At 45.2% G+C, this 16,497-nt stretch carries 16 protein-coding genes and 1 tRNA gene; 8 read left to right on the top strand and 9 right to left on the bottom strand.

All coding sequences use genetic code 11. The features are described from left to right. Positions 1-26 precede the first annotated feature (26 nt). Together EXG77_RS06575 and EXG77_RS06580 are read left to right on the top strand one after the other, a co-directional pair. Positions 27-986, top strand: coding sequence for a GTP-binding protein (locus EXG77_RS06575; protein ID WP_023468590.1), 960 nt, complete (start codon positions 27-29; stop codon positions 984-986). Next, a complete protein-coding gene (locus EXG77_RS06580; protein WP_023468589.1) occupies positions 979-1,380 on the top strand; it encodes a reverse transcriptase-like protein in 402 nt (133 codons plus the stop codon). Before EXG77_RS06575 ends, EXG77_RS06580 begins: the two co-directional genes overlap by 8 nt. Before the next feature lie 22 nt (positions 1,381-1,402). Here the strand turns inward: EXG77_RS06580 and EXG77_RS06585 are convergent, their stop codons facing one another. Further along, a complete protein-coding gene (locus EXG77_RS06585; RefSeq protein WP_035396939.1) occupies positions 1,403-2,707 on the bottom strand; it encodes a hemolysin family protein in 1,305 nt (434 codons plus the stop codon). Between the two features lie 118 nt (positions 2,708-2,825). Here EXG77_RS06585 and fumC point away from each other — a divergent pair, with 118 nt between their 5' ends. Both fumC and EXG77_RS06595 read left to right on the top strand, forming a co-directional pair. Then, a complete protein-coding gene (fumC, locus tag EXG77_RS06590; protein ID WP_035396940.1) occupies positions 2,826-4,220 on the top strand; it encodes a class II fumarate hydratase in 1,395 nt (464 codons plus the stop codon). An 80-nt stretch (positions 4,221-4,300) separates the two neighbouring features. Beyond that, complete coding sequence (locus EXG77_RS06595; protein WP_035396942.1) at positions 4,301-5,818, top strand: diguanylate cyclase; 1,518 nt, start codon at positions 4,301-4,303, stop codon at positions 5,816-5,818. A 50-nt stretch (positions 5,819-5,868) separates the two neighbouring features. Here EXG77_RS06595 and EXG77_RS06600 read toward each other — a convergent pair whose 3' ends face one another. Genes EXG77_RS06600 through EXG77_RS06610 form a run of 3 tightly spaced genes read right to left on the bottom strand, consistent with a single transcriptional unit; the run spans position 5,869 to position 7,802 of the window. Beyond that, positions 5,869-6,345 carry a dihydrofolate reductase gene (locus EXG77_RS06600; RefSeq protein ID WP_035396944.1) on the bottom strand — a complete coding sequence of 159 codons (477 nt, stop codon included), beginning with the start codon at positions 6,343-6,345 and terminating at the stop codon, positions 5,869-5,871. After that, positions 6,342-7,136, bottom strand: a complete 795-nt coding sequence (locus EXG77_RS06605) for a thymidylate synthase (RefSeq protein ID WP_035396946.1) — start codon at positions 7,134-7,136, stop codon at positions 6,342-6,344. The genes EXG77_RS06600 and EXG77_RS06605 overlap by 4 nt, the downstream gene beginning before the upstream one ends. A 48-nt stretch (positions 7,137-7,184) precedes the next feature. Further along, positions 7,185-7,802: a hypothetical protein gene (locus tag EXG77_RS06610; RefSeq protein ID WP_023468584.1), complete on the bottom strand. Its 618-nt coding sequence runs from the start codon at positions 7,800-7,802 to the stop codon at positions 7,185-7,187. 224 nt (positions 7,803-8,026) lie between these two features. Here EXG77_RS06610 and EXG77_RS06615 point away from each other — a divergent pair, with 224 nt between their 5' ends. Next, positions 8,027-9,697, top strand: coding sequence for an alpha-glucosidase (locus EXG77_RS06615; protein WP_035396948.1), 1,671 nt, complete (start codon positions 8,027-8,029; stop codon positions 9,695-9,697). Between the two features lie 235 nt (positions 9,698-9,932). Here the strand turns inward: EXG77_RS06615 and EXG77_RS06620 are convergent, their stop codons facing one another. The 3 genes from EXG77_RS06620 to EXG77_RS06630 form a co-directional block, all read right to left on the bottom strand. After that, entirely contained in the window at positions 9,933-10,289 is a 357-nt protein-coding gene (locus EXG77_RS06620) for a PilZ domain-containing protein (RefSeq protein ID WP_023468582.1), read from the bottom strand. A 59-nt stretch (positions 10,290-10,348) separates the two neighbouring features. Next, positions 10,349-11,047 (bottom strand): queuosine precursor transporter, encoded by a 699-nt coding sequence (locus tag EXG77_RS06625; RefSeq protein WP_035396950.1) that lies wholly within the window; start codon positions 11,045-11,047, stop codon positions 10,349-10,351. A 126-nt stretch (positions 11,048-11,173) separates the two neighbouring features. Next, complete coding sequence (locus tag EXG77_RS06630) at positions 11,174-11,656, bottom strand: GNAT family N-acetyltransferase (protein ID WP_035396952.1); 483 nt, start codon at positions 11,654-11,656, stop codon at positions 11,174-11,176. Between the two features lie 204 nt (positions 11,657-11,860). Here EXG77_RS06630 and EXG77_RS06635 point away from each other — a divergent pair, with 204 nt between their 5' ends. Continuing rightward, the gene (locus tag EXG77_RS06635; RefSeq protein WP_035396953.1) at positions 11,861-12,175 is read left to right on the top strand and encodes a hypothetical protein; all 315 of its coding nucleotides are present in this window, start codon (positions 11,861-11,863) and stop codon (positions 12,173-12,175) included. 41 nt (positions 12,176-12,216) lie between these two features. Next, positions 12,217-13,008 (top strand): class I SAM-dependent methyltransferase, encoded by a 792-nt coding sequence (locus EXG77_RS06640; RefSeq protein ID WP_052017107.1) that lies wholly within the window; start codon positions 12,217-12,219, stop codon positions 13,006-13,008. A 56-nt stretch (positions 13,009-13,064) separates the two neighbouring features. Here the strand turns inward: EXG77_RS06640 and putP are convergent, their stop codons facing one another. After that, positions 13,065-14,537, bottom strand: coding sequence for a sodium/proline symporter PutP (gene putP, locus EXG77_RS06645; protein WP_035396955.1), 1,473 nt, complete (start codon positions 14,535-14,537; stop codon positions 13,065-13,067). Between the two features lie 260 nt (positions 14,538-14,797). After that, positions 14,798-15,973 (bottom strand): MalY/PatB family protein, encoded by a 1,176-nt coding sequence (locus tag EXG77_RS06650; protein ID WP_052017108.1) that lies wholly within the window; start codon positions 15,971-15,973, stop codon positions 14,798-14,800. 437 nt (positions 15,974-16,410) lie between these two features. Here EXG77_RS06650 and EXG77_RS06660 point away from each other — a divergent pair. Continuing rightward, positions 16,411-16,481 (top strand) — tRNA-Thr (locus EXG77_RS06660). Positions 16,482-16,497 lie beyond the last annotated feature (16 nt).

Here is a 16,497-nt window from a genome sequence, read left to right on the forward strand (position 1 = left end):
CAACAAGGACGCTAAGGAGTGAAATCATGCAAGACAAAATACGTACGACCGTCATCACTGGTTTTTTAGGTGCCGGTAAAACTACGCTACTCAATCATCTCGTTTCTCAACCGACAGAAAAATTTGCCTTGCTCGTCAATGAAGTAGGTTCTGTTCATATTGATGAAGCATTGATTGAACGAAGTGACGAAGAGATGATCGAATTGACGAATGGCTGCATTTGTTGTTCGATTCGCGGCGATTTACGGGATGCGTTGCTACGGATCGCAAAACGCCGTCGAGATGGAGAGCTATCGTTTGATCGATTATTGATTGAGACGACAGGCGTTGCGGATCCAGGACCGATTCTACAGACATTCTACTTTGAGCCGGCTGTTGAACAGTCCTATCAGATTTCAAGTGTTGTCACAGTCATCGATGCGTACCACTTGGAACGTCAACTGACGTTCCAAGAAAATGTGAAACAAATCGGCTTTGCTGACGTCCTGATCTTGAATAAAATGGATTTGATTGACGAGTCAAAGCGCGAAACGTTGTCCGCTTTACTGCGCGAACGAAATCCTTCTGCAGCTATCATTGAAACGGAACAGGCTCAACTTGAATCGGACCGACTGTTTGAAACGTTCCATTTTCCAAAAGAAGAGCAAGTACGACTCAGTCAACAAACGGATCAGATTCATCAGTCGGTTGAGGATTTCACGGCATTGACGATTGTCGAGGAACGACCCTTGAACCGAAATCGATTCGGAATGGTCCTACGTGAGGTGTTAGAAGCGTATGCGGAAGATCTCTATCGCTATAAAGGAATCATTCATTTTGCAGATACGGATCGAAAGGTCATTTTACAAGGTACTGGCATGATTTACGGCACAGCAATCAGAGAACCATTTAGCGAACAACCAAAGACGACGCTCGTCTTCATTGGGAAAGGGCTAGATGAACAAGCGATACGAAAAGGAATCGAGGCGGCAATTGAACATGGTTGAACTTTATTTTGACGGTACGGTCCGTCCTTCAAATGATGAAGCGGCGGTTGGGCTTTTCAGTAAAAATTCCGAGGGAGAAGTCACGGAAAAAATGTATCAAATTCAAGCGATCAATAATCATGAAGCAGAATTTATTGCTTTTGCGAAAGCCGTCGATTGGGCGCACGAACTGATTGCACAAGGCGAGAGCGTCATTTCGTTTCGGACGGATTCAGAAGCGGTTGCACTCGCAGTCGAACGCGAATTCGTCAAGAACAAACGAACACAGACGATCTTTGATCCTGCCTTTGCGCGTTATCAACTCTTACCACTCGCTTTCGTGAAGTGGATTCCACGGTCGGAGAACAAAGCAGATCGTGTCGCACGAGAAGCGTTACGATTATACGAAGCATGATTGACGACAAACACCCCTATCCTCACGGTAGGGGTGTTTGTTCATGTTCGATGCGCTCGATCAGAATTTGGTCGACGCGTCGTCCGTCTAAATCAACGACTTCAAACCGGTACGGTCCAATTTCGACAGTACTTCCACGGGAGGGTACATCACCTAACGTATATAGAATCAAACCAGCAACCGTATGATAGGCGTTCAACTGTTCACCGGGTAAGTCTTCTGTATAACCGAGCGTCCGCTTTAAATCATCGATGTGCAATAGACCATCCGCGAGGAAGGAGCCATCCTTTCGCATGACGAGTTCCGGTTCTTCCTCGACGCTTGAAATTTCGCCAACGAATGCTTCGAGGATGTCGAATAAGGTGATCATGCCGAGGAAACCACCGTATTCATCAAGAACAAAGGCGATGGATACCGTCTCTTTGCGCATCCGTTCAAGCAAGACGGTTGCTTTCAATTGACGGGGAACGATCAGTGGCGACTGAATCAGTCGTTCAAGTTCCTGGATAGGTCGTTCCGTTGATAGCACCTCTTTCGCATCGATGAAACCGACGAAGTGATCCAGGTCACCATGACCAACCGGTAAGTTTCGATGTCGCGCTTGCCGGAGCTCTTGTAAGATCGTGTCGGAGTCATCCGCTAAGTCAATCCATTCGGTAACGGTACGCGGCTCCATCAGTTCGTACGCGTACAAATCATGAAAATCAAACACACGAGAGACTTGCTCCGCTTCTGATCGATTGAAGGTGCCCTCTTGCGTACCACGAATCAGTAATTGCCGGACTTCGTCTTCCGTCTCGTCTTCTGTTTGCAGGCGATCCAGACCAATCAAACGGAAGATGGAACTCGTGGACTTACTTAGAACCCAAATGAATGGTCGAAGCACAATCGAGAAAAAACGCATCGGTGGGGCAAGCCACATCGTGACCCGTTCTGGACTGACAAGGGCGATACGCTTAGGAACGAGTTCACCGATGACGAGCGAAATATAGGTGATGATCGTTACGACGAGAATATAACCGATCGTACTGGCATAAGGGGCGAGCCACGCGAATTGAGCAAGCCACTTGATGACCGGTCCTGAGAGAGCAGCACCACCAAAGGCACCATTGACGATTCCGATTAACGTGATGCCGACTTGAACAGTCGATAACAGATCGGTTGGTCGATCGAGTAACTCTAATGCAACATGGGCTGACTTTTTGCCATCATTCGCTGCTTTCTCTAATTTGGACCGTTTTGAGGAAAGCAAAGCGAGTTCAGTCATCGCAAAAATACCGTTTGCTAGAATCAAAAGCAGTACAATCGTTAAGTTAATCAACCACATGAAATCTTCACTCCTTTTTTCGATAATAAACTATTCCCGAAAACTGTCTCTCTCATTCCCATTCTGTCTACTTTTGCGTTAAACTAAAAGAGAAATAATCAAAAGGGGGAATTTGTTTATGGAATACCGTGTAGAACGTGACACGATGGGGGAAATTCGTGTACCAGAAGCGCAGGAATGGGGCGCACAAACACAACGTAGTCTAGAAAACTTTAAGATCGGAACGGAAAAAATGCCGATTGAAGTCATTCGTGCCTTTGCAGTCCTGAAAAAAGGAGCGGCGCTTGCGAACCGCGACTTAGGCGTGCTTGAGGCAGAAAAAGCGGGTGTCATCGCTGAAGTATGTGACGAGATCATCGCGGGGAAATTCGATGATGAGTTTCCGCTTGTCGTTTGGCAAACGGGTTCAGGTACACAGTCGAATATGAACGTCAACGAAGTGATCGCTCGGGTCGCGACACGTAAGTTGAAAGAACAAGGCAGTGAGACGACGATTCATCCGAATGATGACGTCAACAAATCACAAAGTTCAAATGATACATATCCGACAGCGATGCATTTAGCGGCGAAGACAGTCTTGTTGGAATCACTATTCCCAGCAATCGATGCTTTGCATGCGACACTTGACGAAAAAGCGAACGCGTTTGCGGATATCGTCAAGATTGGACGGACACACTTGCAAGATGCTACACCAATCACACTCGGTCAAGAAATCAGCGGTTGGGTCCGGATGCTTGCACTTTCGAAGCAGATGATCGAACGGACGCTTGATCCGTTAACGGAATTAGCAATCGGCGGTACGGCTGTTGGAACGGGCATCAACGCACATCCGGACTTCGGTGATTTGGCTGCGCAAAAAATGAGTGAAGAAACGGGATATGAATTCACGAGCGCGGAAAACAAATTCCACGCCCTAACCAGCCACGATCAACTCGTCTTTACGCATGGTGCGGTCAAAGCGTTAGCGATGGACGCGATGAAGATCGCAAACGACGTTCGCTGGCTCGCGTCAGGTCCACGAGCAGGAATCGGCGAAATTACGATTCCAGAAAATGAGCCGGGAAGCTCAATCATGCCGGGGAAAGTCAATCCGACTCAAAGTGAAGCGTTGACGATGGTCGCAGCGCAAGTCCTTGGAAACGATGCGACGATTGGTTTTGCTGCAAGTCAAGGAAACTTCGAACTAAACGTCTTCAAGCCGGTCATCATGTATAACTTCATACAATCGGTTCGTTTACTGACAGATGCCTTGCATTCGTTCAATGACCACTGCGCAATCGGAATCGAACCAGAACAGTCCGTCATCGCTGAGAACGTCGAACGTTCGTTGATGCTTGTCACTGCACTCAACCCGCATATCGGATATGAGAATGCGGCGAAAATTGCAAAGGCAGCGCATCAGTCAGGTTCGACATTAAAAGAAGCAGCACTTGCGACTGGTTTATTGACAGAAGAACAATATGATCAATGGATCGTACCAGCAGATATGGTCCGTCCGAACTTAAAAGCGTGAGTTGAAAAAGCGGGGGATTTCCCTCGCTTTCTCTTTATCCGAGGATTGTTCTTCGGATGTATAGAAAGAGAGGGGATTGGATGGAACGAAGTCGAAAACGAATAGAAAAACAACTGCAACAGACGATCATCATGGTCGAGACGTTACTTCGGATGCCGGCCGTGCCACGAACAGAACTACTCGCATTGGCAAGCTGGCTTGAAGGACTCGGGAGAGAGGAACTGTTCAGAGGACTTGCCGATCAAGTGAGTCGGGAAAAAGCGACGTGGGAACAAATGAATGCGGTCATCACGCAGCCAATCGTTAAAGAATTACTGCAGCCAATCGTCGATCAGTTGTCGGACCGTTCACGCGCCAACCGGATTCGAAAAGAATTGGTCGTCACTGTGACAAGACGTTTTCTTGAGAATATCAAATGGAAAAAATCGCTCGAACAGGAGCGCTATATGTCACGATTCTTCAGTTCGGTGGAAGACACGTTGTCGATATCACATGATATTGCTATGGATGCCGTCATTATCGACCATTCATCTATCGTGGAATCATTGGAGTTGTTCCAAAAACTGATCAAACAAATGGAGTCAGCATTCGTTCCCGTCATCATCGTAGGTCCAAACCGGTCTGATATTCGTCAAGTCAGCTATGAGATGGGAGCCGATGACTACTGGGATGAGACAGTGACGAATGAAGAACGACATGTTCGTCTAGCGAGACTATTACGAAAATTAAGGGTCGTATCTTCGACGATCTTGGTCGATGAACTGACGGGAGCTTATAACCGGAAATACCTCCAAAATGCCTTTGATCGTCGCGTAGCACGTCTCGAACGTGAACAGCGGACATTTGGGTTAGCGATTTTTGATATCGATCATTTTAAGAGGATCAATGATTTACATGGACATCCAACGGGGGATTTGGTCCTCTCCGAACTAGCTACCATCGTTCAACAAGCCGCTCGTCTCGATGATGAATTCATTCGTTTCGGTGGTGAGGAATTCATCTTATTGTTTTCAGCAGAAACAGTACCGCAAGCCGTTGCGAGTATGAATAAAATTCGCGAGCGTGTCGAGCGCCATATTTTTGCGAACGGATTAAAAGTAACGGTTTCGATTGGTCTCTCCTTTGCTTTTGATCTCCTCACATCCCTGGCGCAAGCAACAGCAGAGGCAGATGAAGCTCTGTATCAAGCGAAACGTAATGGTCGTAATCAAGTGGTGTCCTATTCGACAGCGATATCGATCGAAAAAATACTAGTCTATATCCGTGTCGAGGAAGGATTCCTTAAACAGGTACATACGCTTGATATGCCGGGTCATCCGAAATACCATATTGAGGTGATTCCGCTAGATGATCAACGGACGTCGCCAATACAATTGGCGATTCTTTCACTCGATCAGTTAGCAAGCGAGAACTTTGTACGATTAGAGGAGTGGAGACAACAACGGGAATCGATCATTGATGCTTTGGTCGTGACGGATCAAGAAGACGATCGTTTAGCCAATGCGCTATCATGCGGTGCGACAGACTATATCATGACCTCACAGATCGATTCTGATATGGAGGAATGGATTGCTGAATGGATCATGCAAATTCCTTAAAAAAACAGCCACATTCGTCCATCATACGGAGCAATGTGGCTGTTTTTTAGTTACTGATCATATCGACGAATGATGAACGGATAATCGTTTCCCTCGACCGCATCATAATGTGTTTCGGAAGTAATCTGAAATGAAGATGGGATTTCGGGATAATGTACATCTCCAGAAAGAACCGTATCAATTTCAGTGACATACAGGCGGCGAGCAAGAGGAAGCGTTTGAGCAAACAACTCTCCACCACCAATCAAAAAGACTTCTTCTTCTGAATCGACGTATGGTTGCAAAGCAGATAGATCATGCCATACCGTTACACCTTCGGCTGCAAACGTCTGATCGCGCGTAATGACGATGTTCTCTCGACCGGGCAACGGTCGTCCGATGGATTCGAACGTCTTTCGTCCCATGATGATCGGTTTGCCAATCGTCGTACGCTTGAAGTGAGCTAAATCAGCTGGAAGGTGCCAAGGCATCGCATTGTCACGACCGATGACATGATTTTTTGTAAACGCTACGATATGTGTGATCATACGGCTACCACACCTTTAATGTGCGGATCAGGATCATAGCCTTCAATGATGATGTCTTCGAAGCGGAAGTCTTCAATACGATCGACTGTTCGAGCGAAGCGCAGCGTCGGTAATTTTTTCGGGGTACGCGTCAACTGAAGATTAACTTGTTCAATATGATTTGAATAGATATGAGCGTCACCGAGCGTATGAACGAAGTCACCAACCTCAAGTCCACACACATGAGCAATCATATGTGTCAGTAACGCATAAGATGCAATATTAAATGGTACGCCTAGGAAAACATCAGCTGAACGTTGATACAATTGGCATGATAGTTTTCCGTCAGCGACATAAAATTGGAACAAGAGATGACAAGGTGGTAAAGCCATCTCATCGACTTGTCCAGGATTCCAAGCACTGACGATCAAACGACGAGAATCCGGATTCGTTTTGATCTGTTCAATGACTTGTGCTAGCTGATCGACCTTCGTGCCATCTGGACGTGGAAAAGAGCGCCATTGTGCCCCGTAAACAGGACCTAGATCTCCGTTCTCATCGGCCCATTCGTTCCAAATCCGCACACCATTTTCCTGTAGATAACGAATATTCGTATCACCCGAGATGAACCAAATCAACTCATGGATGATCGACTTCATATGTAACTTTTTCGTCGTAATGAGAGGAAAACCATCTTGAAGGGAGAAGCGCATTTGGTGACCAAACACGCTGAGTGTTCCCGTTCCCGTCCGGTCTTCCTTTTTTGTTCCGTGTTCCAAAATGTGTTCGCAAAGTGCATGATATTGTTCCATCGGATGACATCTCCTTTTCGAAAAATCCAAATTTCATTGTACCATAAATTAAGATTTTGAGGATGTCGGTAAATGTCTTGCGAATAGATAACGGAATAAGCCAAAGAGCGGAATCACGTCTTGCCACTCTAGTGATTGTGCATTCCGAACACGAATGCGGCGGAGCAGATAGACTTGCAGAATGTAGAATAATAACAAATCGACGGTCATCGTTCGAACGAATTGATTGGTCTCAAAGTAGATGCGGAATATACTCCAATCAGACCGAGCAAGAGCAATCCAAAGCAATAATGTCGTCACGACGCTAAGTAAGGCGACGACGGTAGGAATCCACCCGCGACGACGAAAAGGAAGAAACGTTTTCCTTGGAATAGCGAGGGCGACATAAGGCATCAACACGAAGGCACCTAAGAAGAACGATCCAATACTTGCGACGAGCGGTCCGGGGCGCATGAATCGTTTCTCATCTAGAAATAGTAAAAAGAAAGCGAACGGATAAATGCCGAGTAAGGCAAATAAACTTAACGCGGATGTATCAAATTGACTTTGGTCGAAACGTAAAAACGACATCAAGAAACCTTCTGGAAAGACACGATTATTTCCAAATAATAAGATGAAGACAATAGCAATCGCCCAGACAAGGAAGAGCAAATATCGACGATACATTTGTCCACACTCCTTTCATATACCTTTCTTTCCCATCATCTTGGATGTAGTAAACACTTGTATTTCATATTTCATGATATCAAATATGTTAAGGTTCTTGCTTGAGCACCTCTCATGGACATGTTAAGATGACGTTGTGAGAATTGAAAGCGCTTTTACAAATTGATGCAATCGTTTGCTCAATATGTAGCACGTTACGTACATAAAAGAGGAGAGTGTTGAGGATGGAACGTAAATGGTGGCATGATAGTGTCGTTTATCAAATTTACCCACGTAGTTATAATGATTCGAATGGGGATGGAATCGGTGACTTGAACGGAATCATCGAAAAGTTGGATTATTTGAAGACACTTGGTATCGACGTCATTTGGCTAAGTCCTGTCTATGATTCACCGAATGACGATAATGGCTATGATATCCGTGATTATGAAGCCATCATGAAGGAATTCGGGACGATGGATGATTTTGATCGTCTTCTAGATGAGGCACATGCACGAGATATCAAAATCGTCATGGACCTTGTCATCAATCATTCGTCAGATGAACATCAGTGGTTCGCGGAGTCGCGTCAAAGCAAGGACAATCCATATCGGGATTATTATATGTGGCGCCCGGCAAATCCAGACGGTTCGCTACCAAACAACTGGGGATCGATTTTCTCTGGACCTGCCTGGGAATATGATGAAACAACGAATGAGTATTACTTACACTTATTCTCGAAGAAGCAGCCTGACTTGAACTGGGAAAATGAGCAGATGCGTCATGATGTGTACGGGATGATTCGTCGGTGGTTGGATCGAGGGATTGACGGTTTCCGAATGGATGTCATCAACTTGATTTCAAAGACACCTGGCTTACCAGATGCGACGGTCCATCCAGGAGCACTGTATGGAGATGGTGGAGAACATTATATCAACGGACCGCGTGTCCATGAGTTTTTACACGAGATGAACGAAGCCTCCTTCGGTAAATACGATGTCCTGACAGTCGGTGAGATGCCAGGAGCGACGACGGATGATGCCATTCTTTACACGGATCCGGCACGTAAAGAGGTCAACATGGTCTTTACGTTCGAACATATGGATCTCGATTCAGGTCCGAATGGGAAATGGGACGTCATTCCGTTTGATTTACTTAAACTCAAGCAAAACTTCACCAAATGGCAGACGGCCTTACATGAGACGGGCTGGAACTCGCTCTATTGGAACAACCACGATCAACCCCGTGTCGTTAGTCGATTCGGAAATGACACGACGTACCGTGTCGAGTCAGCTAAAATGCTTGCTACATTATTGCATTTGTTAAAAGGGACGCCATATATCTATCAAGGCGAGGAAATCGGCATGACGAACGTCGCTTTTGAAGACATTGCGGACTATGAAGATATCGAAATTCGGAACATGTGGAAAGAACGTACGGAACAAGGAGCATCACCGGCTGAACTACTACGTTCCATCCATGTCAAAGGACGTGACAATGCGCGGACACCGATGCAGTGGGATGCGTCGGAGAACGCTGGTTTCTCAACGGGAACACCATGGTTGAAGGTCAATCCGAACTATCCGGAAATCAACGTCGAACAGGCGCTTGCAGATGAGCAATCCATCTTTTATTACTATCAACAGTTGATTCGTCTACGACATGACCATGAGCTCGTCGTCTATGGTCGCTATCAACTCTTACTCGAAGATCATCCAGAAGTTTACGCCTACTCACGAACGCTTGAAGGGGAGACATGGTATGTCTACTGTTCGTTTGCGGATCATGATGTGAATATTCCGTCTACGCATGATACGTCAGATCGGGTCATCGGAAACTATGAAGAGTCCGTCATTACCGACGAACTCACACTTCGACCTTATGAGGCAGTCGTCTTCCGTACGTTTGAAGGTTGATTCATCTAGCCATAAAACAGAGGGCTGACTCAAAAAAAGAATGACGCGTCTTTTCACGCCCCTTTCTCAGGCGAGACACTAAGCCCGCTTTCCTACTTCATTCAAGCAGGAAAGCGGGTCTTGTTTGTCTCTGAAGCGCATAAATGCGCTGTTTCCTATAGAAGTTGCGTGTGACGCGTCATTTTTTACGAGAAAAGGGTGGCAGATCATCATTCTGCCACCCTTTCTTTATAAATTATCGCTCTAATTGAGCGACTTGTTTAACCTGAGCGATGATTGTATCACGATCAGTCGTTGATGGATTGAGGCGGATGCCATACAGTCTTTCGGGACCCACTGGCTTCTCGTGCAATAACTGACCTTCGATGCACAAAGGTTCTTGACCCTCGATCAATGAGAACTCAACCACGATTTTCATTGATTTGAGGAGTGGAAGTTTTAGTTCTGTGCTGATTGCTAGTCCGTTCGGTGAGATATTATGAATTTTCATCAGCCCTTTAGGAGTACGCTGGTCATTTTTCAATAAATGAAATTCACCTGTTATTGGTTTTTTCAGCGTATATCGAAAGGGTTCATTCCGTTTAATTTTCATGTAGGCACCTCCACTCCCATTATCCGACAATTTCGTCAAGTCTTCTAGTTTTTTTTAGATCATGCAGCAGCGTCTGTCGATTGTTTCGTTGGGTGGATACGTTTTGCTAAATACATGAATGGTGTCGCGAACCAAGCGACGACGAATTTCGCGAGATACGTCGTAATGAAGATTTGCCACCAGATGGAGAAGGGCATATCGTGAAAGGCGATCGCACAAAACGTCAACGTATCAAGCAATTGACTTAATACGGTTGACCCTGTCGTCCGTAACCAAAGCTTACGTTCGCCTGTCTTCTGGCGGATCTTTGAATAAATAAAGACATCGAATAGTTGCGAGACGAGATAAGCGGCAAGACTACCAACAGCAATCCAAGGTAATAGTCCAAACAATAAATGCAAGGAATCGGATGTTTCGAGTGCAGCCTTATCAGAAAGTGGTGTATACAAGAGGCTGAACTGCATGAGAACAGTCGTCGTGATCAGGGAGAAGAACCCCATATAGACGCCTTTACGAGCGACCTGTTTTCCGTATTTTTCATTGAGGATATCTGTCGCTAGATAACAACTGCCATACACGACGTTTCCTAACGTGAAGACGAAACCAAAAATATCGACGGTTTGTGTAACTTGGATGTTTGCAATGATTGTTGCGATGGCAATCCACATCAACAATCCTGTCTTACCAAATAAATAATAACTGAAAATCAATAACCCCATCGTTAAAAAAATGGAAGGGATCCATAACCATTCGTTCATGAGATGTACTCCTTTCTGTTCATACAGATGAAAATTGTACGCTGAAATTCATCAACTGTCAAAGGTGACGAAGAGATGAGGGGCATTAAAAAAAGACCATGAGTTTCATGGTCTTTCGGACGGTCTTTAGCCCATTCGTTGCAGAGAGTACCGACGACGTCTTCCTTTGACGTAATAGTTATCTGTCGACGTAAAATCATTTGCTTCCAAAATGCGTTTTGCAAACGAAGCGTGTGGTGATTGTTCAAGGACACGCGCGCGTACTTCGTGACGATCTAGTACCCCAGAATACGTCAATGCTTCAGCAACTGCTTGAGTAGCTAGACCCCGACGCGTATAGGGATCAAACACCATGAAGTCGAGTTGGAAGTAGTGACCCATTTTTAAGAGCAGAACCCGCCCCACGATCGTATCCGCTTCAACGATGTCAAAGTAATAATCTTCAGGATAACTGTGCTCGACGGAATCAAAAGCCCGCTCTTCTCCAAGCTCATGGTCATACCCTTTGATTTCTTGCGGAGTCAGTCCATATGCTTGCTCGCCATACTTCAAGAAATGATCGTACTCAGCTTGATCGACATGACGTAATGTTCGACGTCTCAATTCCATCACAAAATCCTCCCTCATCCCAATTGATGCTTCGTTTACATTATAGCGATACCCTCCGTGCAATTGCAAAAATTAACTGGAATCGATCCGCAGGAAGAAATCTAAAAAAAGTCATTCTGTAATCATCTTGTGATTGTTTTAATTACCTCGGAATATGGTAAAGTAATGATGTAGACAACTGCATACTGGAAGGGGCTGGAAAACGTGTTCACAGAACGTGACGGAATCAAATTGCGTCTAGAGCAAATCGAACGATTGTATTCGGACTTGAATCGTGAAGCGAAACAATTGACGGAACGCTTACGCCAATTAGATGAACAAGGGGATGAAGTTCACCATGATCTTTCCCTTAATAAAGAAGACCGCGATCATTTGAAGTCAAGCATTGATGAGACGCTTCAGGCACTCATGAAGCGGACGACGGTCGATGCAAAAGTCGAACAGGAAAAGCAAGAAGACCTGATTTCGAAAAAAGCATTGATTGAAGATATCGAAGGATTATTGAAGAAAAAGAAATGAGCTAGCTCCGGCTAGCTTATTTTTTTGTGGAGGAACACATTATGAAACCAACCATTGGACTGACGACATGTCTTCGTCCGACTGACGACGTGCATCATCGTGTGAAGCAGTTGTTAGCGGATGAGACGATACATTTTATCTACGTCGTGCGTCAGAAAAAAAGCATAGAACACTTGCAACAGGAGACAGGATTACCGGTGCTTGTCGTCGATAAACAACGGCTTGATTTATATCCATTAGGCGAGACGACATCGTTCTTTTTCCATCCTTCGAGTGCGGTGTTTCGCATCAAACAAATTGATGCAGGTGGAGGCGACCCTCTCGTTGCGATCGGACGCTTATCGGAAGGGATGCGTGTGCTTGACTGCACACTTGGTCTTGGAGCAGATGCCATCGTCATGAGTCATGCCGTCGGAGAGCGAGGTCAGATTACCGGCTTAGAAAGTCGGGTTGAGACAGCATTTGTCGTCAAGAACGGATTAAAACGGTGGGAAGAATCCTACGAACCGATCAATCAAGCGATGCGACGAATTGAAGTGAGAGTCAAACACCATCTCGCCTATTTGAAAGAATGTCCGGATAATTCCTTTGATGTCATCTACTTTGATCCTATGTTCGAACAGACCGTCGAAGAATCGACGCATCTCGATGCTTTACGAACGCTTGCGAATTATGAAGCCTTATCCGAGGAAGCGATGGTGGAGGCGAAGCGTGTGGCACGTCAGCGCATCGTGTTAAAAGCACATTATGAGAGTCCCTTGTTTGAACGGTTTGGGTTTGAACGAACTAAGCGAAAGACGTCGAAGTTGCATTATGGCGTGATTGAACTGTAAGTCAAAAAAAGACCTCTGCCAATTTTTTGGCAGAGGTCTTACTTGTTATTTGCTGATTATTGAACGGCGTCTTTTAATTCGTCTTCCATCTCTTCAAACGTTTCCTGAACGGCATTGACCGGTTGTTTCGTCATCAAGCTGACAACGACCGTAAAGATCAAGCTTGTGAAGAATCCAGGTACCATTTCATAAAGCGTCGTACTAAGTCCGAGTTGAACCCAGATGATAACAGTCAAGGCACCTGAGATAATACCAGCTAGTGCACCTTGTTTCGTCATCCGTTTCCAGTAAAGAGAAAGCAAGATGATCGGACCAAAGGCAGAACCGAATCCAGCCCATGCATAACCGACGAGTGCAAGAATCGTCGCTGACGGATTCCACGCGAGAATACTTGCGATGACGGCAACGACAAGAACGGCAATTCGACCTGTCAGGACGAGTTCTTTATCCGATGCGTCTTTTTTCAAGAACGTCTTATAAAAATCTTCTGTCAACGCACTTGAAGTAACGAGTAATTGTGATGAAATCGTCGACATGATCGCTGCAAGAATCGCAGCCATTAAGAATCCTGTGATATACGGGTGGAATAGTACATCCGAGAAACGGATGAAGACTGTTTCCGGATCACCGAGTCCATTGCCTTGTCCTTCGAAATAAGCGATCCCGACAAGACCAGTCATCATCGCACCGATGATAGATACGAACATCCAACCGATCCCGATGCGACGGGCACTTTTTAAATCTTTAACAGAACGAATCGCCATAAAGCGTACGATGATGTGGGGTTGACCGAAGTAACCAAGTCCCCAAGCAAGGAATCCGATGATTCCAAGAACTGTTGTCCCTTTGAATGGGTCAAATAACGAAGGGTCTAATTTTTCAGCGTAATTGTACGCACCATCGATTCCGCCGACGTCTGTCAATGCGACGATCGGTACAAGAACGAGTGCGATGAACATGATACAGCCCTGGACGAAATCGGTCCAACTAACTGCGAGAAAACCGCCGAAAAGTGTGTAGGCGATTACGACCGCAATCGTCAAGAGCATACCATAGTGGTAATCAAATCCAAATGAGCTGACGAACAATTTTCCGCCAGATACGATTCCAGCTGATGTGTAGAACGTGAAGAAAATGATGATAACGAGTGCTGATACGGTACGAAGCACGCGTGATTTGTCTTCAAAACGATTCTCTAAGAAATCAGGGATCGTAATTGAGTCGTTTGCCATTTCTGTATAGAGACGGAAACGTGGTGCGAGTACGATATAGTTTACGTAACATCCAATCAATAAACCGAGTGCGAGCCAAAGGGCTGATACACCTGTTGCATACATGGCGCCGGGAAGTCCCATGAGCATCCATCCACTCATATCCGATGCACCAGCAGAGAGTGCTGTGACACCTGGACCGAGATCGCGTCCGCCTAACATGTAATCTTCTGTATTCGTCGTTCGCTTGTAGGCAAAATAACCGATTGCCAACATGAGAACAAGATACAGGATGATCGAAATCCATTCTTGCGTCATAAAGTTAAATCCTCCAAATGCAATAGTTTTTTCAGCGATCAAGCATGCATTGACTTGTTCGCCAAATGATATGTTCCCCACCTTACAAGGGATAAAACGACTTTGCAAGTCACTTCATTTTCATGAAAAGTGCCGCTACGCCTAGCGCCTTAAGGGATTGGGACGGTTTTAGTCCCTGTTAAAGTTCTACTACTCGAAATGTTCTGAATAATTAAATAAAACATAAATGATCCTAATTTATTAGGATCATTTATGTCATATTAATTGGTCCAAAACCGTTGGTATGCGGTGCTTAAACGGTCTAGTGCCTGATCTAATTGTGCACGAGGACACCCGATATTTAAACGTTCAAACGTTTCGCCACCAGATCCGAACGAAGAACCGTGCGTTAGAGCGATTTTTGCCTCCTTGACGAGCCAATCTGATCGTGGTTTACTATCCAGTTTGAGTGCTTTGAAGTCGATCCACAACAGGAAAGTTGCTTCTGGAATGACAACGTCTAATTTTGGCATCTCTTGGCGAATCCGACGGATGGCATGGTCACGATTTCCTTCTAAATACACAAGTAATTGTGACAGCCATTGTTCACTCATAGCATCACCATACGCTGCTGAAATCGCAGTCGAAGCCAATGCATTCGGGTGAACGAAATGACGTTGTTGGACACGTTCGATTTGTTGACGAATCGAGATGTCAGGTACGATTAGATAAGACGCATAGAGACCCGGAATATTGAACGTTTTGGATGGGGCACTCACTAAAATGAGTTTTTCATAATCCAAACTGAGAATGGGCGTGTGCACGGAACCTGTATAGACGAGGTCCGCATGAATCTCATCGGATACAAGATAAACATCATGTTGCTTCGCGAGTTCGACGATTTGTTGTAATTCTTCTCTCGGATAGACTTTACCGCTTGGATTATGCGGGCTACAAAGAATCATCATACGTGCTGTTCGCATTTGCCGTTCGAGAAGTGAAAAGTCAGTCTGGTACGTCTCACCGTCTAAAAGAAGCGGATTTTCAATGAGTTGTCGTTGATTAGACTGAATGATTTGATGAAATGGAGGATAGACCGGTGTCTGGATGATGATTTCATCACTCGGTTCCGTCAGTGCGAGGACAGTATGTGCAAGTCCTGGAACAACACCACTTGAGTAGAGAATGGAATCAGTAGTGATTGTGACGTCATATCGCTTTTGAAACCATTGTTGAATTGCTCGTTTGGCTTCGTCTTCAAACATCGAGTAACCGAAATGACCTGTAGCAGCACGTCTAGTCAATCGTTCTGTCAAATTGTGGGGTGGACGGACGTCCATGTCGGCGACCCACATTGGAATCAGCTCATCTGATCCATATAGCGAAGGGAGCCCGTCCCACTTGACGGATCCTGTATTTCGTTTCTCGATCGTTTCATCAAAATTGATTTGTTCCATCAGACTTCACTCCTGTTCTTCAATAGTTGAATGACTCCATTTCACCATAGCGGATAGAGAGAGAGTGGGGCAAGTCGAAAAAATAAAGGTTTAACATTTATACGATCAGGCAATTACTAAACTCGAACCTACCATAATGAAACGGAGTGATGATCATGTTGCATTCTAAAGTAGTCGTCGGGCGATCGCCTGAGGAATTAGAGGAAAGACTTAATGAATTTTTTGAAAATAATGGGGTCGGATCAAACGCCATCATTACATTAAAATTTTCAACATTCGTTGCGTCTAAAGCGGATGAACATTATTCAGTTTTAGTCGTCTATGATAACTCGCTAACGAAAACTACACTGTAAATGAGTGACAAGAAGTTGAGCTGAAAAGCATCGACTTCTTGTTTTGTCTTTTTCTATAAGTTATACTAGAATTAGGTTTTACAAGCTTCCGTAGGTTAATGGCAGACCTCAGCAATGGTAATGCTGCAGTGCGAGTTCGATTCTCGCCGGAAGCATAGACACGTCTTCCGT

Source organism: Exiguobacterium sp. OS-77, from assembly GCF_000414195.2.
Classification (GTDB): domain Bacteria; phylum Bacillota; class Bacilli; order Exiguobacteriales; family Exiguobacteriaceae; genus Exiguobacterium_A; species Exiguobacterium_A indicum.